The following is a 23,113-nucleotide window of genomic DNA, read 5'->3' as shown; positions in this document are numbered from 1 at the left end:
TGCCCCGGCCGCCCTGCGACCGGGGTTTTCTCGTTATCGAAGCAGAGTGTTTTCTCAAGCTATTCCTTTTGCACGGAAATCGTGCTTATATTGAATGAACGTTCAGCAAAATAAGGGGAACACCATGAACGAGATGATCCGCGACATCAGCGTTCCGAACGACTGGGACAGAAGCGGGCTTCCGGGTTGGTGTTATCATAGCCCTGCCCTGCTGGACCTCGAAAAGCAGCATGTCTTTCGCGAACACTGGCAGATCGCCTGCCATGTCTCCGATATTCCGGAGCCCGGCAATTACCTCACCATGGATGCCATCGGCGAACGTGCGCTCATCCTGCGCGGGCAGGACGGCGAGGTTCGCGCTTTTCACAACATCTGCCGCCACCGCGGCTCCCGCCTCGTCGCCGACGACAAGGGAACCTGCCGCAACGCACTGGTCTGTCCCTTCCACGGCTGGGTCTACAATCTCGACGGCACGCTGCGCGGCGCCGCGCGCCCCAAAAGCTTCCCGCCGCTCGACAAGAACGAGTTCGCGCTGAAATCGCTCGAATGCGAGATCTGGCAGGGTTTTGTCTTCGTCCGCTTCGCGCCCGGCCCACAGCCCTCCGTCGCCGAGTTGATGAAACCCTTTGAGCAGGAGCTTTCCCACTACCGCTCTGAAGACATGGTACCGGCTGGCGAGATCTGGACGCAGGAGACGCCGGTCAACTGGAAGTCGGTGCGGGACGTCGACAACGAGGGCTATCACGTCGCCATGGCCCATCCGGCTTTGCAGGACCTCTACGGCTCCACCTACTACGACGAGCCTTTCATCAATGGTCTTTGCCGCTCTTTCGCGACCTACAATCCCCATGCCGGCCGCCGCTGGAGCGTGCGCAACTATGTGAAGATCTCGCCGGAGAACCCTCACCTGCCGGAACAGTTGCGCAAGGCCTGGATCTATTTCGGCCTCTTCCCGAACTGCGTCATCGCCGTCACTCCGGAGACCGTGCAATTCTATCAGGAATTTCCCGTCGCTGTCGGCAAGACGATGCTGCGCGGCGGCATCTACCGCCACCGCGAGGAGGATCGCGCACATCGTCTCGCCCGCTACCTCGCCTTCCGCATCGATCGCGACACGCAGGCCGAAGACGTACAGCTCACCGTCTGGTCGAACGAAGCCATGACATCAAACGCCTTTGCCGGCTTCTACCTCTCCGACCTCGAATATGGCGTGCGCACGCATCATGACCACCTGCGCAAGGTGCTGCCGGTGATGACCCTGAAGGACGCGCCGGAGGAAAAGGCGATGGCGGAAACCAATGCCGGTCTGAAAAGCCGGGACTAGGTTTCACGAAGGACGGGACTTCGGCAGGGGCACATCCTCAAGATGCTCGCTGGGCCAGGTGGCGATGGCGTGAACCTGCTCGGTTACCCGGTCCTTCAAATAGCTTTCCTGCCCCGGCAGACCCATCGGGTAAAGGGCATCCCGGCTCGCCTCATAGGCCGCACTCTTGTCGGTGCACAGACGGATGCGCATGTCTTCCGGCGCCACACCGGATTGGTTCTGCAGCCCCTCGACAAGCCCTGCGCCTGTGGGCAAGCGGCCATCGAATGCCTGTGTCAGGTATTGCGCAGAGCGCTCGTTGCGCTCGCGTTCCGTCGTCGCACCCAGGATGACCACCATCATGCGCCGTCCGTTGCGTGTCGCCAGCCCGACGATGTTTCGCCCGGAGGCACAGATGAAGCCCGTCTTCATGCCGATCGTGCCGTTGAAGCGAGTCAGGAGCAGATTGTTGGACTTGATCTCCTTGCCATCGATCGTGACGGAAGAGGCCTGGAAAAAGCGCCTGTATCCGGGAAACACCCGGTCAACTTCCATGCCCAGGATCGCGAGATCCCGCGCGGTCGTATAGTTCGTCTTGTCGAACAGGCCGTTCGGATTGGAATAGTGGGTGCCGGTGAGGCCAAGACGCGCCGCCGTCCTGTTCATCCGCACAACGAAGGACGCCTCATCGGATGCCACGGCTTCGGCAAGGGCTACGGCGACGTCATTGGCCGATGCGGTAATCACGGCATAAAGCGCGTCTTCGAGCGTCATCGTCCGCCCGAAGGTCAGGCCGGACTCGAGAAATGCCTGCTTTGTGGCATTGCGGGTCATTACCACCGGCGTCGACATGGTCACTTCACCGGCTTTCAGCGCCTCGAACACGACGAGAGCCGTCATCAGCTTGGTCGTGGAGGCGGGATACCACGGCGCGCCGGCATCCTCCTGGTAGAGTACCTGGCGGCTGTCGGCATCGACGACGAGAACGGGCGTGGCCTTGGCCGGTGTGGCGGCGGCAAACGGCGCCCACGCAAAAAGCGATGCGATAAGGACCAGTCGCGCCCACGGCCGCCTTGCTGTTTTGTCGTTGCTCATGTGCCATTCTCCGAAGAAGGAGCCCTAATGCCATCATGCGCCGCATGAGTGCAAGCCTTTGCTGCGCCGCCCGCGCTGGCGGGTCCGCCGGTCTCCCTGTGGAAACGGCGTGCAAAAAAGAGGCCCGCTTTCGCGGGCCTCAACCGTTTGGAGCGGGGAATGGTCGCTCCAAACGTACTTTCTACAGAAGGGCTTAGCCCTTCCAGAGCCCCTCGCGGACAAGATCGCCCATGGTGAGCTCAATGCCCTTGCGCAGGATCGCCGTCATGTCGTCGATCTGCGAAAGGGAGATGGTCAGCGGCGGCGACATCACGCACATGTTAATGAGCGGACGCACCAGGAGGCCGAGTTCCTGGCAATGTTTGTCGATGCGCTTGCCCACTTCGAGGTCGAGCACAAGCGGATTGTTGCTAACGCGATCGGCGACGCATTCGACGCAGGCCATCAATCCGAGACCCCGCACCTCGCCAACCAGCGGCAGGTCCTCAAGCGCCTTCAGGCTTTTCTGGAAGTGGTCCGACACCGCCAGCGTATGCTCCAAAAGCCCGCCTTCCAGGATATCGAGGTTCTTCAGCGCCACGGCGCAGCCGACCGGGTGGCTGGAATAGGTGAGCCCGTGTGCGAACATCGCTTCGGAATGGTTCGACCGGCGCAGTTCCTCGAAAAGCCGTCCGGCGATCATCACGCCGCCGAGCGGGAAATAGCCCGACGTGACGCCCTTGGCGAAGGTGATCATGTCCGGCTCGATGTCGAAGACATCCTTCGAGGCAAAGACATGGCCGAGCCGCCCGAAGGCCGTCACCACCTCGTCGGCGATGAACAGGATATCGTTTGCGCGGCAGAGCGCATGCATGCGCTTCAGGTAACCGGGCGGCGGCACGATGACGCCGCCGGAAGCCATGACGGGCTCGGCGATGAAGGCACCGATCCTGTCCGCGCCTCTCTCCTCTATGACCTGCCGGAACTCCTCGACGAGGAAATCGCAGAAAGCCTCGACGCTCATGCCTTCCGGCCGGCGGAAGGGGTTCGGGCAGGAAAGCTTCACGACGAGGTCGGACGCGCTGTCCATCCAGTCATGGTCGCGTGGCCTGCCGTTGAGCGAGGCCGAAAGAAAGGTCGAGCCGTGATAGCCGCCCTGCCGGGAGACGATCAGCTTCTTCTCCGGCCGGCCCTTTACATTGTTGGCGAACTGCATGAAGCGCAGCGCCGTCTCGACCGCCGAAGAACCGCCCGTCGTGTAGAAGACGTGATCGACACCATCCGGCGCATGCGCCGCCAATCGCGCCGAAAGCACGGCAGAGGGCGTATTCGTCGTATACCAGGGCGAATTGTAGGACAGCTCCATGGCCTGCGACGCCATGACATCGGCCAGTTCCTTGTTGCGGTGGCCGGCATTGACGCACCACATGCCGGCAGGGCCGTCGATCAGCTTTCGGCCGGCGGCATCTGTCACATAGATGCCCTCACCGGATTCGATGCGCCCGCGCGCCTCCGCGCCGATGGAGCCGGAAACCGGCCAGGGCTGCACCAGATGGCGCTCCGCAAGCCGGGTGAGATCGTCGACCGCCTCGTCAGCCTGCTCGTTCGCCGTCTTCAGAATTGCCGCCATATCCCTCTCCATCATGTTTTTGCGAAAAGATTCCGCGCACAACAATATGAAAGAATTTAAGTTTCCCAATCATATTGAATGTTCGTTCAATCAATATTGCAGAAACAGGGCTTGATTTCAACGGGGATTTGGGCGCATGTTTCGTTTCGGGAACACACCAAGCCTAAAAGGCAGGCGTACATGGAAACGGGAAAGCTCACCCTCTACGAGAGTTGTCGCGGCTGGAGTTTCGCACGATGACGGCGACGGCGTTCGAGAGGATCGTCGACACGCCCTCCCCCTCCAGGCGCCGGGCCTGGATGCGGAGCGAAGAGGCCCGCGGCCTCGCCATGGTGTCGCCGACCTTCCTCTACGCGCTGGCGCTGCTTTTTCTCCCGGTTCTCATCGTCATCGCCTACAGTTTCTGGACACAGAACTATCTCGACATCGATCGCACCTTCACGCTGGAAAACTACCGGCAAGCGCTCACCGAGCCGATCTACCGCGACCTTTTCATCCGCTCTCTGTGGATCTCGCTGACGGTCAGCATCGTCACCGTCGTCTTCTCCTACCCCGTCGCCTGGTTCATCTCCTTCCATGGCGGCGTGCACAAGAATCTCTGGCTCTTCCTCGTCACCGTGCCCTGCTGGACCAGCTACCTGCTGCGCGTCATGTCGTGGAAGATCATTCTCGGTTATGGCGGCGTCATGAACACCGGCCTCATCTCGATGGGCCTCATCGACAAGCCGGTCACCTCTTTGCTCTACAATTCCAATGCCGTCGTCATCACGTTGGTGCACAGTTGGGCGGCCTTCGCCATCCTGCCGATCTATGTGTCTCTCCAGAAGGTCGACCGCACCCTGATCGAAGCGGCGCGCGACCTTGGCGATAGCCGCGTGCGCGCCTTCTTCCGCGTCACCCTGCCGCTGTCGCTGCCGGGCGTCATCTCGGCTTTCCTGATCGTGATGATCCCGACGGTCGGCGACTACGTGACGCCGCGCCTCGTCGGCGGCAAGGACGGCGTGATGATCGCCACCGCCATCCAGGCGCAGTTCGGCAAGGGCGCGAACTGGCCGCTGGGTGCGGCTCTATCGGTCACGACGATGATCCTCGTGTCGCTCGTGGCGGCCGCCGTGGTTCTCGCCCTGAAGTTCACCGTGCGGAGGATCAAATGAACCTTCTCACGCAGCGCCTGCGCTTCATTCCCTGGCTGCCGGTCTATGTCGCGGTCTATTTCCTGTTCCTCTACCTGCCCATCCTGCTGCTGCCGGTCTTTTCCTTCAACAATGCGGCCACCACCACCTTCCCCCTCGCCGGCTTCACGACCAAGTGGTACGGCTCGCTCGCCGGCAATTCGGTGATGATGGAGGCAGCCTGGAACAGCCTCGTCGTCGGCATCTCGGTCGCGCTGCTGTCGACCATCCTCGGCATCTGCGCCGCCCGCGCCATCACACGCTACCGCTTTCGCGGCCAGCGCGCGGCGACAGGCCTCATCATGGCGCCGCTCTTCCTGCCGGAGATCATCGTCGCCGTCTCGCTTTTGATGATCGTGCTGGCGATGGGCGTCGAACTCTCGCTCTTCACCGTCATTCTCGGCCAGACGGTGTTCTGCGTGCCCTATGCCATGTCGGTGCTGGTCTCCGGCTTCGAGGGCTTCGATCGCAGCCTGGAGGAAGCCTCCTACGATCTCGGCGAAACCGCCATCGGCACCTTCCGACGCGTGACGCTGCCGGTGGTGGCGCCCGCCATCGTCTCCAGCCTGCTCGTCACCTTCACCATTTCGCTCGACGAGTTCATCCTCGCCTTCTTCCTCTCCGGCACCGAGCCGACGTTGCCGGTCTACATCTGGGGCCAGTTGCGCTTCGCCGCCAAACTGCCCGGCGTGCTGGCGCTCGGCACCATCATGCTCGTCGCCTCTATCCTCATGCTGACCCTCGCCGAAATCCTGCGTCGCCGTGCTGAACGCCGCACGCAGATGGCGCTCATGCTGCCCTAGGAGCCATCCATGCCCGACCGCGCGATGATCCAGATCGAAAACGTGTCGAAGTTCTACGGCATCTACAAGGCGCTCGACGACGTGTCGCTGTCGATCGCAGAGGGCGAATTCTTCTCGCTGCTCGGCCCCTCCGGTTGCGGCAAGACCACGCTTCTGCGCTCCATCGCCGGCTTCGAAACGCCGACGGCCGGCGAGATCTACATCGACGGCGTGCCCTCTCTGGCGCTGCCGCCGAACAGGCGGCCGACCAACATGGTGTTCCAGAGCTACGCCATCTTCCCGCATCTCGACGTGGCGGAAAACGTCGCCTACGGCCTGAAACGGCTAAAACTTTCCCCGGAGGACGAGAAGAAGCGCGTCGGTGATGCGCTCGATATGGTGCGCCTGTCGGGCCTCGGCCAGCGCAAGGCGCACGAACTTTCCGGCGGCCAGCGCCAGCGTGTGGCCCTCGCCCGCGCCCTCGTCATGCGCCCGAAGGTGCTGCTGCTCGACGAACCCCTCTCCGCCCTCGACAAGAAGCTGCGCGAGGAAATGCAAGTGGAACTGCGCACGCTGCAAAAAGCGGTTGGCATCACCTTCATCCTCGTCACGCATGACCAGTACGAGGCCTTGGCGCTTTCCGACCGCATCGCCGTCATGTTCGGCGGTCGCATCGCCCAAATCGCCAGCCCCAAGGAAATCTACCAGCGCCCACGCACCCGCAAGGTCGCGGACTTCCTCGGCGGCATGAACTTTTTGAAGGCCAAAGTGCTCGGCGAGCAGGCCGATGCCGTCTCCGTCGATGCCGCGCGCTTCGGTGCCGTCAATCTCGTCAAGCCGCAGGGCTTTGCCGCCGCCAGCGGCCATGTCACCGTCGGCATCCGCCCGGAGCGGCTGCGCCTGCTGTGGGACGACGACCGCGCACCGCACGAACTCACCGGCCGCATCGAGAACCGTGCCTATTTCGGCGAAGTCACCCACCTGACAGTCGGCATCGACGGACTGGAACAGCCGCTCTCCATGGTCGAGACGAACAATTTTGGCGCAGACGACCTGCCTGTCGGCACAGAAATCCGCCTCGCCTATGATCCAGATGCCTTCGTGCTTCTGGCGGAGGACCCGCCGGTTTCGCGGGTGTAATGCCAGAGCCTACTTTTCGCGGACGAAAACGTCAGCCTCGACGGCTGCGGCGATGAAGGCGTTGCGCGCCTCGGACGGCGGCTTCCTGCCCTCGAGCACGGCTGCGCAGGTCTTTCGTGCCGCCTTGAGTTGCCGTCCCTTCTGGAGAGGCCAGTCATTCACAAGCGCGCGCACCGCCTCCTGCGTGCTGACGATCGTTCTATACTGGCCAAGACGCGGCGTCTCGAAAGTGATCGGTTTGCTCCAGCGTTTCGGGTCCATGACGCAATACCTCACGCGATACTGAACCGGACTCAACGCGAAGTGCTCCCGGGTCGTTCCGGGAGCGGGACAGGCGATCTATGGCAGGGGCGCGTAAAACCCCTCAATAGCCTGATTTAATCTTCTCGAACTCGGCGATCATCTTCTGCCGCAACTCCGTCGGGATCGGCGCCTGGAAGAGCGTGTTGGCGACGAATGAATCGACATCCGCATAGCCCTTGGCGGCAAGGATCTTCGGGTCGACGGCGGCCATACCCTTGGCATTGGAATGGCCATAACCCCAGCTTTCGACCATATAGGCGGCGACGGCAGGATCCGTGACGGCGTTCAGGTAATCATAGGCAAGATCGGGGCTGCCTTCGGCACCCTTGAGCCGTGAGTAGCCGCAAACCCAGGTGGAAAGCCCCTCCTTCGTGTCCTTCTTGATGGCGACCGGCTGGCTTTCCGCTTGCAAAGTGGTCGCCGTCTCGTTCCAGGCCCAGGCGAGATCGACTTCGCCGCTGGCGAGCGCCTGGCTGAGATCCGTGTTGTCCGTCCAGTAGAGCCGCACGTTCTTGTGCACCTCGCGCAGGAACGCCGAGGCCTCCTGGAACTGCGCGTCCGTCATCGCCGTCAGGTCCTTGAGGCCGATGGCAAGGCCCGCCAGCGCATAGGCGTCGTCGACATTGTCGCCGATCGACACGCGGTCCTTGAACTTCGGATCGGCAAAGGCTTTCAGCGAGGCGATTTCTTCCGGCTTCACCGTATCCGTGCGGTAGGTGAGCACCGTGTTGCCCCACTCGAAGGGAAGGAACCATGCCGTGCCGTCTTCCGACGTCATCAGGTTCTTCATCGTCTTGAAATTCGGCAGCATGTCGTTCCACGACGCCAGCTTCGACGTATCCAGCGGCTCCAGCAACCCGGCCTCGCGCCATTTCACGATGCTCTGCGCGCAGGGATGCGCAATATCCGCCTTGAAGCCGGACCGTAGTTTCTGAAATGCTTCTTCCTCATCGCCGAAGAACGAGAAATCCGGCGAACCGTCGTGTTTCTCCGTATATTTGGGATGAAAAGCGGGGTCCTCGTAGCCGGACCAGTCGAAGACGGTAAGCGTATCGGCGGCGAAGGCAGGGAGCGCGGTTCCGAGAGCGAGGAAGGCGGCGAATGCCGTCGTGGTGTACCGCTTGGCCGTGTTTGTTGTCGTCATGCCGTGCTCCTTCCCCGTTTTCGGGTTCCCTATTGTGGTTTTGGTCCTTGCAAAGTCAGATGGTTCGGGAAAACCGTGACGACGAAGGCGATTGCCGCCTCCAGCGCCTTCTCCCGCGTGGTGCCGTCGCCCATCATCAGGCGAAGCCACAGGCCCTCCAGCATGGCGCAGAGCGATAGCGCCATCGGCTCCGGTTCATAGGCATAGCCGCCGTCCGCCTTCAGCTCGGCGCAGAGCGCGATCACGGTTTCCTGGTATTTGACGTCGCGTGCACCGCACAGCGCCTGGTAGGTCGGGCGCGACTTCGCCTCACCCCAGAAGGCACACCAGGCGGCAAGCTTGCGCTTGGTGCAGATTTTGCGGTCGAAATCGGCATGCACGACGGCCCAGATGCGGCTCGCCACGCTTGGGCCGGCTTTTTCCAGCGCGGCATTCCAGTGGTCGCCATACTCTTCCGACATGAATTGCAGCGTGGCGACGAGCAGGTTTTCCTTGCTCTCGAAATGGAAATTGACGATGCCGCGGGAAAGGCCAGCGCCATCCGCCACATCTGCCAGCGTGGTATCGGAGTAACCGCGCTTGGCGAGCGAATCGATCGTCGCCTCGATGAGCTGCTGCCGTCTCGTTTCCTTGGAGGCCTTGCGCCCCCGCTTCTCGCCATCACCCGAGCCCTGTTCAGCCCCGCCTGCCCGCATCTTCACCGTCACCTTGCCTTTGGGATTTTTCATGAGCACGGTCACGGGCGTTCTCCCGCGGCCGGCTTGCTTGCGCGCAGATGAGTGGGACAATGCTCCCCGCTGTCAAGAACCTTCTGCATGGCTGTCCAGGTGCGGATATTCTTCTCGACATAGGCCTCGCCGACAGCTGCGACAGCCTCGTCATAGAGCGGGCCTTTCAGGCGTGCCAACTCACCGCGCGCCACCTCGCGATACCAGCTGTTGCGGCTCTCGGCGGTGCAATCGACGAACCCCGCCGCGGCCATGGCTCGCAAATAATGGCGCGACGAGGCCATGCCGAAGCTCAGGCCCTCGGCGGCGATATAGTCCCTCATGTCGGGGCTTGGCTCGCCGTCATGGCCGATCAGCCAATCGGATGCAGCAAAGACGCCGCCGGGTTTCAGGACGCGGAAGAGTTCGGCAAAGAGCGCCTGCTTGTCCGGCACATGGATCATCGCATCCTTGGAGAACACGACATCGAATGCGCCATCATTAAACGGCAGGCTGCCCGGCGGACTGGAAACGAAACGCACGACGGACGAAAGCCCCTGCGTCACCGCCGCCGCCCTCGCTCGTTCGATGACAGGCTGCTCGACATCATAACCGACGATCTCCGCAGGCCCTTGAGTCCTGGCAACATGCAGGGTTATGCCGCCGACCCCACAGCCGAAATCGAGAACGCGTCGCCCCTTGAGATCGACACCCGCCAGCACAAGATCGACCTCTTCAGGCCCGCCGGGCGAAAGATAGCCCTCACCCCACAACACGCCGAGGAAGCGGATCGCCGCCTCGTCATATTCCGGCTCTGACGCCGTACTGCCCTCGTCCGTTGCCACCATGGCAATCCCTGCTCCAGCGGCCACAGAACCGGCGCGCTTGTCCATAGGTCGAAATTCTAGCGCATAATCAGACGATTGCAAGATACTTGCTGAATGATCATTCAGAATATCTGGACAACATTTTGCTTTTGATGCAGCTTTTAGAAACAAGGGAGACATCAAAAATGCAGAAGTACGATGCCCTGATCGTCGGTGGCGGCCACAACGGGCTGGTCACGGCGTGTTATTTGCAGCGCGCCGGCCTCAAGGTCGTGGTGGTGGAAAAGAACGGTTGGGTCGGGGGTGCCGCGACCAGCCGGGAGCTGACACCCGGCTTCCTCTATTCCAACTGTTCCTATGTCTGCTCGCTGTTTAGGCCCGAGATCATGCGCGATCTCGAGCTGCCGAAACACGGCCTCCAGGTCATCGCCTATGAGGGCGGCGCGGTCTTCACCCGCGATGGCGACTACCTCGCCTCCTACCGCGACCACGACAGCCACCGCCGCGAATTCGCCCGCTATTCGAAGCGCGACGCCGAGGCTTACGAACGTTATGCTCGCGACGTGACGCGCCAGTGCCGCTTCATCCAGCCGCTCCTGATGCGCACCGCGCCGGACCCGTTCGGTTTTCGCCCGCGCGACATTTCGGAACTTCTCTATCTCGCCAAGAAATTCGGCGAGTTCAGCCCGCACGAAATGGCCGAGACGCTGCGCTTCTGGACCATGTCGATTTCCGATTATCTCGACGAATATTTCGAGACGGACGTCATCAAGGCGTATCTTGCGCTCTCCGGCATCATCGGCACGGCGCTTGGTCCCATGTCGCCGGGCACGGCCTACGTCCTGCTCCATCACTACATGGGCGAAGTGGACGGCTCCGTCGGCGCGTGGGGCTATGCGCGGGGCGGCATGGGCGCGGTGACACAGGCTCTCGCCCGTTCCTTCGAGGCTGTGGGCGGTACGATCCGCACCGATGCCGAAGTCTCGAAAATCCTCATCCGCGGCGGACGAACCACCGGCGTCGTGCTGGCGAACGGCGACGAGATCCACGCCGATCTCGTCGTCTCCAATGCCGATGTGAAACGCACCTTCCTGAAGCTCGTCGACGAGGACGCCCTGCCCGGCGAGTTCGTCCACCGGGTCAAGCACTTCAAGATGCGCGGCTCGTCGGGCAAGGTGAACATCGCGCTCGACAGCCTGCCGGAATTCCCGGCGCTGCCGGAAGGCTCTTCCTGCATGCGCGGCGACATGCACTTCACCGATTCCATCGAGCGCATGGAGCGCGCCTATGACGACTGGAAGGACGGGCGATGGTCGGCCGATCCGTTCCTCGACATGGTGATCCCGACGACGCTCGACCCGACCATGGCCTCGCCCGGCAAACATTTCATGAGCTGCTTCGTGCAGTACTGCCCGCCGAAGGTGGAGGGCCACGACTGGACGGATGCCAACCGCGACGCCTTCGCCGAAACCGTCATCAGCCAGATCGCCGACTATTCGCCCGGCTTCCGCAACCGCATCGTGCATATGGAAGTGCGCACGCCGCGCGAGATCGAAAACGAGGTGGGCCTCACCGAGGGCAACATTTTCCAGGGTGAACTCACCTTCGACCAGCTTCTCTTCAATCGGCCGGTGCCGGGCTACGCCCAGTATCGCAGCCCCATCCATGGGCTCTACATGTGCGGCTCGTCCACCCATCCGGGCGGGGGCGTGATGGGCGCACCCGGCCGCAACGCCGCCGCCGAAATCCTGCGAGACCTGAAGCGCACCCCCGAACAGATGAGCAAAGCCCATGACGTCATTTGATGCGATCGTTATCGGCGCCGGCCACAACGGGCTCGCCGCCGCCACCCGCCTCGCCAAGGGCGGCCGCAGGGTGCTGGTGCTGGAAGCGGCGAATGCGCCGGGCGGCGCGACGCGCGGGCATGAATTTGCCCCCGGCTTCCGCTCCGCCGGTCTTGCGCATCTCGTCAACCGGCTCGATGCGGACGTCGCGCGTGATATCGGCCTCGACCTCACCGGCGACGGGACGCTGCTGCCCACGACCGTGCTCGATGGCTCCGGCAAGGCCATCACGCTGCATGGCGCCTATGGCGAAAACATCGCCGGTGTCTCCGCCGAGGAGGAAGCGGCGTTCACAGCCCTGCGCAAAAAACTCATTTTCCAGGCAGGCATCCTGAAACGCTTCCTGCGCCGCCCGCCGCCGCAGATCGGCGCGATCTCGCTTGGCGACCTCTCCACCTTCGCCGCCGCCGGCTTCGGGCTGATCCGCAAGGGACGCAGCGAGGGACGCGATTTCCTGCGCATGCTGTTGATGAATGTCGCCGACGTATCGGACGAATACCTGAGCGACGACCGGTTGAAAGGGCTGCTCGCCTTCGATGCAACGCTTGGCATCCATCTCGGCCCCCGTTCGCCGACGTCGCTGCTTGGCCTCTACTATCGCCTGACCGGCGAGGCAGCCGGCAAGGTCGGCGGCCAGTTCGTGCCGGCCGGCGGCATGGCGTCGGTTGCGCCCGCCTTCGTTCGCGCGGCGGAAAAGGCCGGCGTCACCATCCGCTGCGGCACACCCGTGGGCCGCATCCTGGCCGATCGCGGCAGGACGAGCGGCGTCGTCACCCGCGACGGCGCGGAGATTACCGCCCCGATCGTCGTCTCGGCGATCCATCCGCAGACGACCTTCCTCAATCTCGTCGATCCCGCGGAAAGCGGCACCGGCTTCGTACGCTCGGTGAAGAACGTGCGCAGCTACGGCAATGTCGCCAAGCTCGACCTTGCACTCGATCGCATTCCGAACTTCGAGGGCCTGCCGGTGGATGCCCGCACCGGGCGCATCGTGCTGGTGCGGTCGACGGAACAGGTCGAGCGCGCCTTCAACCCCGCGAAATACGGCGAATTCTCTCCCGATCCGGTGATGGAAGTGACGCTTCCGAGCCTCATCGACACGTCACTCGCTCCGGGCGGCGGCTGTACGCTCTCGGCCCTGGTTCAATATGCCCCCTATCGTCTCAAGGCAGGATGGGAGGCCGGTAAACCGGCATTCCTGAAGATCATCCTGGAAACCCTGGAGCGTCACGCCCCCGGCATTGGCAAATCCGTCGTCGCAGCCAACCTGATGACGCCCGTCGACATCGAGGCGGAGTACAATCTGCCCGGTGGCCATTGGCATCATGGCGAATTGCAGGCCGACCAGTTGCTGATCAACCGGCCGACAAGTGCTGCCTCCGGCTACACGACGCCGATCGAGGGCCTGTATCTCGCCAGCGCCGGCACGCATCCGGGCGGCGGCATTTCGGGCCTGCCGGGCTGGAATGCGGCCCGCCACATCCTTTCGGGAGCGAAAGCATGAACGCCATGACGAAATCCGCCGCCGAACTGCGCCGCGCCGCCCGCGACCATATCCTCGCCCCCCGCCTGGAAACGCCGTTCCATGACCGGCTGATGGCGTTGAGCGAAGTCAACGACTGGTACAATTGGGCCGGCTACAAGGCGCCGCATTCGCTGTTCGACGGCGAACTCGAATATTTTGCCATCCGCTCCACCGCCGCCCTCTTCGACATATCGCCGATGGTGAAATACCGCATCACCGGCCCGGATGCCGAACGCTACCTCAACCGCCTGACGCTGCGCGACATCAGGAAGCTCGGTGTCAACCGCGTGCAGTACACCGCCTGGTGCGACGACCATGGCCATGTCCTGGACGATGGCACGCTCTTCCGCCTTGGCGAACAGGAATTCCGCCTGTGTTGCCAGGAGCGCCACCTCCCCTGGCTGCTCGACAGCGCCTTCGGCTTCACCGTCGATATCCGTGAGGAAACAGAGGAAATCGCAGGCCTCGCTTTGCAGGGTCCGACCAGTTACGCCGTACTGCGCGCCGCTGGCTTTGCGGGCGCGGAAAGGCTGAAACCCTTCGATATCGCCACCTTCCCGCATGAGAATGGCGAGGTGGCGATTTCCCGAACCGGCTTCACGGGTGACCTCGGTTACGAACTCTTCGTTCCTCGGGCCAAGGCGCTCTCGCTGTGGGATCGTTTGTGGGCCGCCGGGCAGGAGCACGCCATCCGCGCCATCGGTTATGGCGCCCTCAACCAGACGCGCATCGAAGCCGGCTTCATCGTCGCCAATGCAGATTTCGTTACCGCCGAAGGCTCGCTTCGCGCCCAACGCGTGCGCATGCCGGACGAGATCGGCCTTGACTGGCTGGTCGATCCGGACAAGCCGAACTTCAACGGGCGTCGGGCGATCCTCGATGCGAGGCGGAATCAAACTCTCAAGCACATCCTCGTCGGCCTTGAAATCGAAGGAAATATTCCCGCCGAGCATGCCATCGTCTATCATCGAAAAAAGCACGAGGCGGGCCTCGTCACAGCCGCGATCTGGTCGCCGACGGCCAAGCGCAACATCGCCATCGCCAGCCTCGAACGACCCTACGGTTCGAAATTCACCGATGACCTCTGGGTCGAGATCTATGCCATGCGAGAGCTGAAGTACCAGAAGATGATGAAACGCGCGAAGATCGTGCCACGGCCCTTCGTCAAGCTGGCACGCCGCACGGCGACCCCGCCCGGCCTGACGTAACATGGACGAGGAAACACGCCGCAACTGGGAGATCATCACCACGCCGCCCGGCGCCGAATGGTCCGGGCGCGCGCGCTATGCGGCGGCGATGTATTTCTGCCAGCGCGGCGACATGGCGGCGGAGGTACTGGAAATCTACCGCATCTGTTCGCGGCTCGATGCGGAAGATCCGATTTCGGTGCTGAGGCGATGGAAGCTCGGCGAAGAGTGGATCGCGCGCCTGGAGGCCTTCCGCAAAGGGTCAGGTTGACGCCGCAGGCGTGCCATAGGTGGCGAACAGGCGGTGAAGGGCATCCTTGCCTTCGCTGGCGATGTCGAAGCGACGGCCGAAGAGAAGCCATTCCGAGCACAGGCCCTTGATCACCCAGCGCAACGTGGAGGCGGCCGAGCGCGGCGTCCACGCTCCGCCAAGCTTGCCCTGCCCTTGCGCCTTCAAGAAGGCCGCTTCCAGCGCCTGCATGTGCTCGTCGTCGATGTCGTTCTGGCGTTCGGAGATGACGGCGAATTCGCCGGTATTGTCGCAGCGTAGCAGGATCGAGAGGATGCGCTGGCGATGCTCGTCCGTCGCGAGCATTTCGAGCCATTCCCGGCCCACCCGTTCGAGCACGCCGAAAACGTCGGCATTCTCGGCTTCCAGTTCGCGGGCTATCAGCTCTTCCTGCGGCATGGGAAGCGAATTGTAGAGTTCCAGCACCAGATCCGCCCGGTTGGCGAAGTGCCAGTAGATGGCGCCGCGGGTAACCCCCGCGGCGCGCGCCACATCCTCCATCGAGGCATGGGCGACACCCTTTTCGTAGAAGACCTTTTCGGCCGCCAGCAGGATCTGCTGGCGGGTTTCCTTGGCCTCTGCCTTGGTCCGGCGCATGGTGCCTACTCCGCCGGGCTTGTTGCCGCCGAAGTCGGCTCCTCCTTCTTTTTCCCGTAGCCGAACAGCTTCATCACGAAGACGAAGAAGACCGGAACGAAGAAGATCGCAAGAACGGTGGCGGTGATCATGCCGCCCATCACGCCGGTACCGATGGCGCGCTGGCTGCCCGAGCTTGCACCCGTCGCGATCGCGAGCGGCAGAACGCCGAGCGTGAAGGCAAGCGAGGTCATCAGGATCGGGCGGAAGCGCAGGTGGCAGGCCTCGATCGTCGCATCGATCAGCGACTTGCCGTCCTCCATCAGTTCCTTGGCGAACTCGATGATCAGGATCGCGTTCTTTGCCGACAGGCCGATGATCGCGATCAGGCCCACCTTGAAGTACACGTCGTTCGACATGTCGCGCATCGTCACCGCAAGCACGGCGCCGATGACACCGAGCGGCACCACCAGGATGACGGCGAACGGGATCGACCAGCTTTCATAGAGCGCTGCAAGGCACAGGAACACCAGGAGGATCGAGAGGCCGACGAGAATCGGCGCCTGCGAACCGGACTGGATTTCCTGCAAGGACTGGCCCGTCCACTCGTAGCCGAAGCCCGGCGGAAGCTGGGAGGCAAGCCGCTGCATCTCGGCAATCGCATCACCGGATGAGAAGCCCGGCTTCGTATCACCGCTGAAGCGAACGGACGGATAGCCGTTGTAGCCGACCGTCTGGGTCGGCGCCATCGTCCACTCCGCGGTCGCAAAGGCCGAGATCGGCACCATGCCACCGTTCGCATTGCGAACGTTGAGGTTCAGGAGATCGGCCACCTGCATGCGTTCGTTCTGGTCCGCCTGGACCGTCACGCGCTGCATGCGCCCGGCATTCGGGAAGTCGTTGACATAGGTCGAGCCGAGATTGGTCGAGATCGTCGAGTTGATGTCGGCGAAGGTCACGCCGAAGGTATTGGCCTTCTCGCGGTCGATGATGACATTGACCTGCGCCGCATCCGGCATGCCTTCAACGCGCACGCCCGCCACGACATTGCTCTGGGCCGCCAGGCCGAGAAGCTGGGCACTTGCAGCCGAGAGCGCCTGCTGGCCGAGGCCGGCACGATCCTGCAGACGGAACGAGAAACCGCCCGTCGTGCCGAGACCCTGGATCGGCGGCGGCGACAGCGCGAAGCTGATCGCATCCTTGATCTGGCTCATCGCCATGCTGGCGCGTCCGGCAATCGCCTGCGCCGAGTTTTCCGGCCCACGCTCGCTCCAGTCCTTCAAAGTCACGAAGGCAAGACCGGCGTTCTGACCCGAACCGAAGAACGAGAAGCCGTTGATGCCGACGATCGTCTCCACGGCCGGTTCCTGGCCGAAGATGTGCTCGACCTGCGACAGCACCTCGTCGGTGCGGTGTCCCGTCGCTTCGGAGGGAAGCTGCATCATGACGATGGCAAAGCCCTGGTCTTCGTCCGGCAGGAACGACGACGGCAGCTTCATGAACAGGTAGCCGAGGCCGGCGAGAATGGCGAGGTAGATCACCATGACCCGGCCGGTGCGCCGGATCAGCCAGCTGACGCTACCGCTATACTTCCTCGATGTCTTGTCGAAGCCGCGGTTGAACCAGCCGAAGAAGCCGCGCTTGACCTGGTGATGCCCCTTCGGAACCTGCTTCAGGAAGCTGCCGGCAAGCGCCGGCGTCAACGAGAGCGCAAGGAAGGCCGAGAACAGGATCGAAACGACCATGGTGAGCGAGAACTGCTGGTAGATGACGCCGACGGCACCCGGGAAGAAGCCCATCGGAATGAACACCGAGGCGAGCACCAGCGTGATGCCGATGACGGCGCCGGTGATCTGCTTCATCGCCTTGCGGGTCGCCTCCTTCGGCGGCAGGCCCTCTTCCGACATGATGCGCTCAACGTTCTCCACGACGATGATTGCATCGTCGACGAGAATGCCGATGGCGAGCACCATGGCGAACATGGTCAGAACGTTGATCGAGAATCCCATGGCGAGCATGACGGCACAGGTGCCGAGCAGTGCGACCGGAACGACGAGCGTCGGGATGATCGTGTAGCGGATGTTCTGCAGGAACAGGAACATCACGAGGAACACGAGGCCGACGGCTTCGAGCAGCGTGTGCAGAACCTTCTCGATCGACACTTTCACGAAAGGCGAGGTGTCATAAGGCGTCGAATATTCGATGCCCGGCGGGAAGAATTTTGACAGCTCTTCCATGCGGGCCTTGATCGCCTCGGACGTCGCCATGGCGTTGCCGGTCGGCGAAAGCTGCACGGCAACGGCTGCCGAAGGCTGGCCGTTGAGGCGCGTCGAGAACGAATAGCTCTCGCCGCCCACTTCGACCCGCGCGACGTCGCGCAGGCGCACGGCCGAACCGTCCGCATTGGCGCGAAGCACGATGGCACCGAATTCTTCCGGCGTCGTCAGCTGGCCCTTGATGTTGACGGGGGCTGCGACCTGCTGGGTGATCGGGTTCGGTTGCGCGCCAATCGAACCTGCGGCGATCTGGGCGTTCTGTGCCCCGATAGCGGCATTGACATCCGCAGCCGTCAGGTTGAGACCGAGCATCTTGTCCGGATCGAGCCAGATGCGCATGGAACGCTGCGTTGCGAAGAGCTGCGCACGGCCGACGCCCGGCACGCGCTGAACTTCGCTGAGGATGTTGCGGTTGACGTAGTCACCGAGGCTGATGGCATCCATCGAACCGTCGGTGGAGGTCAGCGCGACGATCAGGAGGAAGCCGGAACCGGCTTCTTCGACCGTCACGCCCTGGCGACGAACCGCATCGGGAAGACGCGGCTCGACGCGGCTGACGCGGTTTTGCACGTCGACCGACGCCTGGCTCGGATCGGTGCCCGGAGCGAACGTGATGTTGATCTGCGCGGACCCTGCGGCATCCGAGGTCGACTCGAAGTAGAGCATGCCCTCGACGCCGTTCAGCTCATCCTCGATGAGCTTGGTGACGCTCTGGTAGGTATCCTGCGAGGATGCGCCGGAATAGGATGTCGACACCGTTATCTGTGGCGGCGCGACGTCCGGGTACTGCGCGATTGGTAGAAGCGGGATGGCGATGGCGCCGGCGATCATGATGAAGATCGCGACGACCCAGGCGAAAATCGGCCTGTCGATGAAAAAACTGGGCATCGTTCAGATCCTTACTTCGCCTGTTCGGTCTGTTCGGTCTTTGCAGCACCCTCGCCGCCTGCGGCCTTGTCAGCTTCACCGGTCTTTGCAGCACCGTCGCCACCCGCAGCCTTGTCGGCCTCGCCGGTCTTGGCAGCACCTTCACCGCCTTCGGCCTTGCCAGCCTCGCCCTCGGCGGCTTTGGCCACCGCATTCGGGTCCCAGTCGGTCGGCACGACTTCACCGCCCGGCTGAACCTTCTGGAAGCCTTCGACGATGATCTTCTCACCGTCCTTAAGGCCGTCCGTTATGACCCAGCGCGTGCCGGCTGCGCGGCCCACGCGAACGTTGCGGGTGCCGGCCTTGTTGTCGGCGCTGACCACGTAGACGAGCGCGCCGCCGGCGCTGTCGCGCTGCACGGCCTGCTGCGGCACGAGCACCGCGTTGCGTTCGATGCCCTGCACGATCTGCACGCGCACATACATGCCCGGCAGAAGGTCACCGTCCGGATTCGGGAATTCGCCGCGCAACGTCACCTGGCCGGTCGTCTCGTCGACGGCGGCTTCGGAGAACAGCAGCTTGCCCGAATGCGGGTACTCGGAACCGTCATCGAGCATCAGCTTGACGTCGGCGGAATTGTTTTCAGCCATCAGGTCGCCATCCTCCAGCGCCTTGCGCAGGCGCATCAGGTCGGTCGCCGACTGGGTGAAGTCGGCATAGACCGGGTCGAGCTGCTGGATCGTCGCAAGGTTTTCCGTGCCGTTGGCCGAAACCAGCGCGCCCTCAGTGATGAGCGCGCGACCGATGCGGCCGCTGATCGGCGCCTTGACGTCGGTATAGGCGAGATTGAGCTTGGCGGTCGCGAGGCTGGCCTCGGCGATGGCGACATCGGCATCCGCCTGGGCGAGCTGGGCAACGGCGTCGTCATAAGCCTGCGCGGAGGCGACATTCGACTTGCGCAGCTGCTCCTGGCGATCGGCCGTGTTGCGCGCCTGGGCCTGGACCGCCTTGGCACGACGCAGCGTCGCCTCGGCGCTATTGACCTGGACCTGGAACGAGGCCGGGTCGATGCGATAGAGCACATCGCCTTCCTTGACCTGCGAGCCCTGCTCGAAGATACGCTCGATGATGATACCGGTCGCCCGCGGACGGACCTCCGCGGTGCGGGTCGCAGCTATGCGGCCCGGCAGGTCGTTGGTGATCGGCACATCCTCGGCCTTCACGGTGGTGACGGACACTTGCGGCGGCGGAAAGGCAAAGCCCGCCTGCGGCGCCTGCTCGTCCTGGCAGCCGGCGAGAATCAAAAGGGCGCCAAAGGTCACAATCGAAATCGGTCTCGTGAAACGCATGGGTTCTTCCATAGGCAATGCCGGCTGGGATGGCGGCAGGGTGCAAAAAACGAGTCGATGCGGTGATCGCAAGACCACCGCATCGCAACATACAAACATCGCTGTATGTTAGTTTCTGACGTTTGACAACCGTAGACCACAGCGTGATTTGCTGCAATCCACTCCGATCACGGACTTGTTATGAGGGGCCTCAACGTATTGCGTGGCCATTCGCATCGAAGCGATGGGTCTGGCCGGCAGCCGGCGTGGCGAAGACGATGTCGTCCACCGCATAGTGATGCTCGCCGAACAGGCGGACCGTCACCAACCCTATCTTTTCCGATTCGAGATAGACGATGGTGTCGGCGCCGAGATGCTCGACATGCACCACCTTGCCCTGCCACTCGCCACTCTCACGCGACAGCGTCAGGTGTTCCGGCCGCACTCCGATGGTCTTCGCATCGGTTACGCCGACCCGGCCCGCATCGATGAAGTTCATGCTCGGCGAACCGATGAACCCGGCAACGAACAGGTTGGCAGGCCGGTTGTAGAGTTCCATCGGCGAGCCGATCTGCTGGATGACGCCGGCATCCAGCACCACGATCTTGTCCGCCAGCGTCATCGCCTCGACCTGGTCGTGCGTGACGTAGATCATCGTGGCCTTCAGCTCCCGGTGCAGCCGGGCGATCTCAAGGCGGGTGTTGACGCGCAGCGCCGCATCGAGGTTCGAAAGCGGCTCGTCGAACAGGAAGAGTTTCGGTTCGCGCACGATGGCACGGCCGATGGCGACGCGCTGGCGCTGGCCACCGGAAAGTTCCGCCGGGCGGCGGGCCAGATACTTTTCCAGCGACAGCATGGATGACGCCTTGTCGACCCGCTGTTCGATCTCCGCCTTCGGGGTGCCCGCCTGCTTGAGGCCGAGACCCATATTGTCCTTCACCGTCAGGTGCGGATAGAGCGCGTAGGACTGGAACACCATGGCGATGCCGCGCTTGGCGGGCGGCACGGTCACGACTTCCGCGCCATCGATGGTGATCGAGCCGGAGGTCGCATCCTCAAGGCCGGCGATGATTCGCAGCAACGTCGATTTCCCGCAGCCCGAGGGGCCGACGAAGATGACGAATTCACCGTCCTTCACGTCGAGATCGATGCCCTTGATCACGTCGACGGTACCGAAGGACTTGCGTATGGATTTAAGTTGAAGAGAGCCCACCTGATTTCCCCTTAAAGCTTGACCGTTTGACCGGTTCTGACACTTTCGTCGGCCGCCAGGCAGATCCTCAGCGACTGCACTGCATCGTCCATGTGCCGCGAGAGGTCGATGTCCTCACGGATGGCCTTCAGCACGAAGGCCTGCTCCCGGTCGCACAGTTCCTGATGGCCGGGTTCGCCCGCCATTTTCAGATCCTCGTCCGCTGACAGGAACTTGCCGTCCGGTCCCGTCGCCGCGTTGTGAACGCGGATGACCGCCGTCTTGGTATGGGTGTCGATATCGTCCGACTTGGCATTCGGATCCATGACGATCGAAACCGAGCCGTTCGGCGACATGACGTCCTTCACGAAAAAGGCCGTTTCGGAGATCATCGGGCCCCAGCCCGCCTCGTACCAGCCGAGCGAACCATCGTCGAACAGCACCTGGAGGTGGCCGTAATTATACATGTCCGGCGCGATCTCGTTGGAGAGCCGCAGGCCCATGCCACGCACCTCGACCGGCTTGGCGTCGGTGATCTGGCACATCACGTCGACATAGTGCACGCCGCAATCGACGATCGGCGGGGTGGTCTGCATCAGCGCCTTGTGGGTCGCCCAGGTCGGTCCGCTCGACTGCTGGTTCAGGTTCATGCGGAACACGTAGGGACCGCCGAGCTTGCGGGCCTCCTCGATGAGCCGCACCCAGGACGGATGATGGCGCAGGATGTAGCCGACGACGAGCTTGCGGCCGTTGGCCTTCGCGCAGGCCACGACCCGCTCTGCATCCGCCACGGTCGTCGCCAGCGGCTTTTCGAGGAAGACATGGGCGCCGGCTTCCATCGCCGTAATCGCGTATTCGGCATGGCTGTCCGAATAGGTGCTGATCGAGCAGAGTTCCGGCTTGAACTCGGTCAGGGCATCCAGGAACGACGGATGGATCTCGTAGCCTTCCAGACCGGCCGGCACCGGAACCTTCGAGCGGTTGACGAGCCCGACGATCTCGAAACCCGGATTTTCATGATAGGCGAGCGCATGGCTGCGACCCATATTGCCGAGGCCGGCGGACAGAACGCGGATTGGGGTAGTGGCAGAACTCACTTGACTGCTCCCGAGGTGATGCCGCGGATCAGCTGCCGCGAGAAGATGAAGTAGAGGATGAGCACGGGCAGGATCGCCAGCGAGAGCGCCGCGAGCACCGCATTCCAGTTGGTGACGAACTGGCCGATGAATATCTGCGAGCCCAGCGTCACCGTCTTGGTCGCCTCACTCGGCGCCAGGATCAGCGGGAACCACAGGTCGTTCCAGATCGGGATCATCGTGAAGACCGCAACCGTCGCCATGGCCGGCCGCACCAGCGGCAGCACGAGGCGGAAGAAGATCGAATATTCCGAAAGCCCGTCGATGCGCCCGGCATTCTTGAGGTCGTCGGAGACGGTCCGCATGAATTCCGACAGGATGAAGACCGCGAGCGGAATGCCCTGCGCCGTATAGACCAGCACCAGCGCCGTCAGCGTGTTGACGAGACCCGTCGCCACCATTCCCTGCAGGATTGCCACCGTGCCGAGGCGGATCGGGATCATGATGCCGATGGCGAGATAAAGCCCCATCAGCGTGTTGCCGCGGAAGCGGTATTCCGAGAGCGCGAAGGCGGCCATGGCACCGAACAGCAGCACCAGCGCGATGGAGACGACCGTGACGACAAAACTGTTCTGGAAGTAGGTGGCGAAATCACCCTGCCCCAGCACCGTGTAGTAGCCGACGAGATCGAAGGTCTTCGGCGTCGGGATCTGCATCGGGTTGCGAAAGATCGCGTTGCGATCCTTCATCGAGTTGATGAGCGTCAGGAAGACCGGGAAGATCGAGATCGCCGCGTAGCTGAGGAGCGCCAGGTGGACGAGCCCCGTGCGGGTCAGCGAAGTGCGTGCTTTAGACATGTCAGCCCTCCCGA

Annotated in this window: 20 protein-coding genes; 8 read left to right on the top strand and 12 right to left on the bottom strand. The window is 62.8% G+C overall.

The annotated features are described in order from the left end of the window. Positions 1 to 124 precede the first annotated feature (124 nt). Positions 125 to 1,324, top strand: a complete 1,200-nt coding sequence (locus tag AC1RT2_RS03980) for an aromatic ring-hydroxylating oxygenase subunit alpha (protein WP_493099689.1) — start codon at positions 125 to 127, stop codon at positions 1,322 to 1,324. 3 nt (positions 1,325 to 1,327) lie between these two features. On the opposite strand, the gene AC1RT2_RS03975 is transcribed toward AC1RT2_RS03980, so the two are convergent. Together AC1RT2_RS03975 and AC1RT2_RS03970 are read right to left on the bottom strand one after the other, a co-directional pair. Continuing rightward, complete coding sequence (locus AC1RT2_RS03975; protein ID WP_493099687.1) at positions 1,328 to 2,398, bottom strand: D-alanyl-D-alanine carboxypeptidase family protein; 1,071 nt, start codon at positions 2,396 to 2,398, stop codon at positions 1,328 to 1,330. 193 nt (positions 2,399 to 2,591) lie between these two features. Then, positions 2,592 to 4,007: an aminotransferase gene (locus AC1RT2_RS03970; RefSeq protein WP_493099685.1), complete on the bottom strand. Its 1,416-nt coding sequence runs from the start codon at positions 4,005 to 4,007 to the stop codon at positions 2,592 to 2,594. A 236-nt stretch (positions 4,008 to 4,243) separates the two neighbouring features. Here AC1RT2_RS03970 and AC1RT2_RS03965 point away from each other — a divergent pair, with 236 nt between their 5' ends. From AC1RT2_RS03965 to AC1RT2_RS03955, 3 genes are read left to right on the top strand one after another with little or no spacing between them, the layout of a single operon-like run. Then, positions 4,244 to 5,161, top strand: coding sequence for an ABC transporter permease (locus tag AC1RT2_RS03965; protein WP_493099683.1), 918 nt, complete (start codon positions 4,244 to 4,246; stop codon positions 5,159 to 5,161). Further along, positions 5,158 to 5,982: an ABC transporter permease gene (locus tag AC1RT2_RS03960; protein ID WP_493099681.1), complete on the top strand. Its 825-nt coding sequence runs from the start codon at positions 5,158 to 5,160 to the stop codon at positions 5,980 to 5,982. Before AC1RT2_RS03965 ends, AC1RT2_RS03960 begins: the two co-directional genes overlap by 4 nt. A gap of 24 nt (positions 5,983 to 6,006) precedes the next feature. Then, positions 6,007 to 7,101: an ABC transporter ATP-binding protein gene (locus tag AC1RT2_RS03955; RefSeq protein WP_493100370.1), complete on the top strand. Its 1,095-nt coding sequence runs from the start codon at positions 6,007 to 6,009 to the stop codon at positions 7,099 to 7,101. 9 nt (positions 7,102 to 7,110) lie between these two features. On the opposite strand, the gene AC1RT2_RS03950 is transcribed toward AC1RT2_RS03955, so the two are convergent. From AC1RT2_RS03950 to AC1RT2_RS03935, 4 genes are all read right to left on the bottom strand, one after another. Continuing rightward, positions 7,111 to 7,362 (bottom strand): DUF982 domain-containing protein, encoded by a 252-nt coding sequence (locus AC1RT2_RS03950; RefSeq protein ID WP_493099679.1) that lies wholly within the window; start codon positions 7,360 to 7,362, stop codon positions 7,111 to 7,113. A gap of 103 nt (positions 7,363 to 7,465) precedes the next feature. After that, positions 7,466 to 8,548: an extracellular solute-binding protein gene (locus AC1RT2_RS03945; RefSeq protein WP_493099677.1), complete on the bottom strand. Its 1,083-nt coding sequence runs from the start codon at positions 8,546 to 8,548 to the stop codon at positions 7,466 to 7,468. A 29-nt stretch (positions 8,549 to 8,577) separates the two neighbouring features. Then, positions 8,578 to 9,243, bottom strand: coding sequence for a TetR family transcriptional regulator C-terminal domain-containing protein (locus AC1RT2_RS03940; protein ID WP_493100368.1), 666 nt, complete (start codon positions 9,241 to 9,243; stop codon positions 8,578 to 8,580). Between the two features lie 41 nt (positions 9,244 to 9,284). After that, positions 9,285 to 10,148, bottom strand: a complete 864-nt coding sequence (locus AC1RT2_RS03935; protein ID WP_493099675.1) for a methyltransferase domain-containing protein — start codon at positions 10,146 to 10,148, stop codon at positions 9,285 to 9,287. A gap of 119 nt (positions 10,149 to 10,267) precedes the next feature. Here AC1RT2_RS03935 and AC1RT2_RS03930 point away from each other — a divergent pair, with 119 nt between their 5' ends. From AC1RT2_RS03930 to AC1RT2_RS03915, 4 genes are read left to right on the top strand one after another with little or no spacing between them, the layout of a single operon-like run. Beyond that, positions 10,268 to 11,887, top strand: a complete 1,620-nt coding sequence (locus tag AC1RT2_RS03930) for a phytoene desaturase family protein (protein WP_493099673.1) — start codon at positions 10,268 to 10,270, stop codon at positions 11,885 to 11,887. Then, a complete protein-coding gene (locus AC1RT2_RS03925; RefSeq protein ID WP_493099671.1) occupies positions 11,874 to 13,430 on the top strand; it encodes a phytoene desaturase family protein in 1,557 nt (518 codons plus the stop codon). Before AC1RT2_RS03930 ends, AC1RT2_RS03925 begins: the two co-directional genes overlap by 14 nt. A 5-nt stretch (positions 13,431 to 13,435) precedes the next feature. Next, a complete protein-coding gene (locus AC1RT2_RS03920; RefSeq protein ID WP_493100366.1) occupies positions 13,436 to 14,659 on the top strand; it encodes an aminomethyl transferase family protein in 1,224 nt (407 codons plus the stop codon). 1 nt (position 14,660) lies between these two features. Further along, positions 14,661 to 14,909 (top strand): hypothetical protein, encoded by a 249-nt coding sequence (locus AC1RT2_RS03915; protein WP_493099669.1) that lies wholly within the window; start codon positions 14,661 to 14,663, stop codon positions 14,907 to 14,909. Here the strand turns inward: AC1RT2_RS03915 and AC1RT2_RS03910 are convergent. From AC1RT2_RS03910 to AC1RT2_RS03885, 6 genes are all read right to left on the bottom strand, one after another. Next, positions 14,901 to 15,524: a TetR family transcriptional regulator gene (locus AC1RT2_RS03910; RefSeq protein WP_069058359.1), complete on the bottom strand. Its 624-nt coding sequence runs from the start codon at positions 15,522 to 15,524 to the stop codon at positions 14,901 to 14,903. The genes AC1RT2_RS03915 and AC1RT2_RS03910 overlap by 9 nt on opposite strands. Positions 15,525 to 15,529: 5 nt before the next feature. Further along, the gene (locus AC1RT2_RS03905) at positions 15,530 to 18,667 is read right to left on the bottom strand and encodes a multidrug efflux RND transporter permease subunit (RefSeq protein WP_069058358.1); all 3,138 of its coding nucleotides are present in this window, start codon (positions 18,665 to 18,667) and stop codon (positions 15,530 to 15,532) included. Between the two features lie 11 nt (positions 18,668 to 18,678). Continuing rightward, the gene (locus AC1RT2_RS03900; RefSeq protein WP_069058357.1) at positions 18,679 to 19,995 is read right to left on the bottom strand and encodes an efflux RND transporter periplasmic adaptor subunit; all 1,317 of its coding nucleotides are present in this window, start codon (positions 19,993 to 19,995) and stop codon (positions 18,679 to 18,681) included. 190 nt (positions 19,996 to 20,185) lie between these two features. Then, positions 20,186 to 21,187: an ABC transporter ATP-binding protein gene (locus tag AC1RT2_RS03895; protein WP_493099666.1), complete on the bottom strand. Its 1,002-nt coding sequence runs from the start codon at positions 21,185 to 21,187 to the stop codon at positions 20,186 to 20,188. A gap of 11 nt (positions 21,188 to 21,198) precedes the next feature. Beyond that, positions 21,199 to 22,263: a Gfo/Idh/MocA family protein gene (locus tag AC1RT2_RS03890; protein ID WP_493099664.1), complete on the bottom strand. Its 1,065-nt coding sequence runs from the start codon at positions 22,261 to 22,263 to the stop codon at positions 21,199 to 21,201. Further along, the gene (locus tag AC1RT2_RS03885) at positions 22,260 to 23,099 is read right to left on the bottom strand and encodes a carbohydrate ABC transporter permease (RefSeq protein WP_069058354.1); all 840 of its coding nucleotides are present in this window, start codon (positions 23,097 to 23,099) and stop codon (positions 22,260 to 22,262) included. The genes AC1RT2_RS03890 and AC1RT2_RS03885 overlap by 4 nt, the downstream gene beginning before the upstream one ends. Between the last annotated feature and the right edge of the window lie 14 nt (positions 23,100 to 23,113).

This window comes from Shinella sp. GW821-FHT11G07, from assembly GCF_058808115.1.
This window is presented reverse-complemented; position numbering and strand designations above follow the sequence as displayed.

What these genes read in the sequence shown, in the direction of transcription:
- AC1RT2_RS03980 (WP_493099689.1), top strand. Translation starts at nt 125, where the DNA reads ATGAACGAGATGATCCGCGACATCAGCGTTCCGAACGACTGGGACAGA.
- AC1RT2_RS03975 (WP_493099687.1), bottom strand. Translation starts at nt 2,398, where the DNA reads ATGAGCAACGACAAAACAGCAAGGCGGCCGTGGGCGCGACTGGTCCTT.
- AC1RT2_RS03970 (WP_493099685.1), bottom strand. Translation starts at nt 4,007, where the DNA reads ATGGCGGCAATTCTGAAGACGGCGAACGAGCAGGCTGACGAGGCGGTC.
- AC1RT2_RS03965 (WP_493099683.1), top strand. Translation starts at nt 4,244, where the DNA reads ATGACGGCGACGGCGTTCGAGAGGATCGTCGACACGCCCTCCCCCTCC.
- AC1RT2_RS03960 (WP_493099681.1), top strand. Translation starts at nt 5,158, where the DNA reads ATGAACCTTCTCACGCAGCGCCTGCGCTTCATTCCCTGGCTGCCGGTC.
- AC1RT2_RS03955 (WP_493100370.1), top strand. Translation starts at nt 6,007, where the DNA reads ATGATCCAGATCGAAAACGTGTCGAAGTTCTACGGCATCTACAAGGCG.
- AC1RT2_RS03950 (WP_493099679.1), bottom strand. Translation starts at nt 7,362, where the DNA reads ATGGACCCGAAACGCTGGAGCAAACCGATCACTTTCGAGACGCCGCGT.
- AC1RT2_RS03945 (WP_493099677.1), bottom strand. Translation starts at nt 8,548, where the DNA reads ATGACGACAACAAACACGGCCAAGCGGTACACCACGACGGCATTCGCC.
- AC1RT2_RS03940 (WP_493100368.1), bottom strand. Translation starts at nt 9,243, where the DNA reads ATGCGGGCAGGCGGGGCTGAACAGGGCTCGGGTGATGGCGAGAAGCGG.
- AC1RT2_RS03935 (WP_493099675.1), bottom strand. Translation starts at nt 10,148, where the DNA reads ATGGACAAGCGCGCCGGTTCTGTGGCCGCTGGAGCAGGGATTGCCATG.
- AC1RT2_RS03930 (WP_493099673.1), top strand. Translation starts at nt 10,268, where the DNA reads ATGCAGAAGTACGATGCCCTGATCGTCGGTGGCGGCCACAACGGGCTG.
- AC1RT2_RS03925 (WP_493099671.1), top strand. Translation starts at nt 11,874, where the DNA reads ATGACGTCATTTGATGCGATCGTTATCGGCGCCGGCCACAACGGGCTC.
- AC1RT2_RS03920 (WP_493100366.1), top strand. Translation starts at nt 13,436, where the DNA reads ATGACGAAATCCGCCGCCGAACTGCGCCGCGCCGCCCGCGACCATATC.
- AC1RT2_RS03915 (WP_493099669.1), top strand. Translation starts at nt 14,661, where the DNA reads ATGGACGAGGAAACACGCCGCAACTGGGAGATCATCACCACGCCGCCC.
- AC1RT2_RS03910 (WP_069058359.1), bottom strand. Translation starts at nt 15,524, where the DNA reads ATGCGCCGGACCAAGGCAGAGGCCAAGGAAACCCGCCAGCAGATCCTG.
- AC1RT2_RS03905 (WP_069058358.1), bottom strand. Translation starts at nt 18,667, where the DNA reads ATGCCCAGTTTTTTCATCGACAGGCCGATTTTCGCCTGGGTCGTCGCG.
- AC1RT2_RS03900 (WP_069058357.1), bottom strand. Translation starts at nt 19,995, where the DNA reads ATGCGTTTCACGAGACCGATTTCGATTGTGACCTTTGGCGCCCTTTTG.
- AC1RT2_RS03885 (WP_069058354.1), bottom strand. Translation starts at nt 23,099, where the DNA reads ATGTCTAAAGCACGCACTTCGCTGACCCGCACGGGGCTCGTCCACCTG.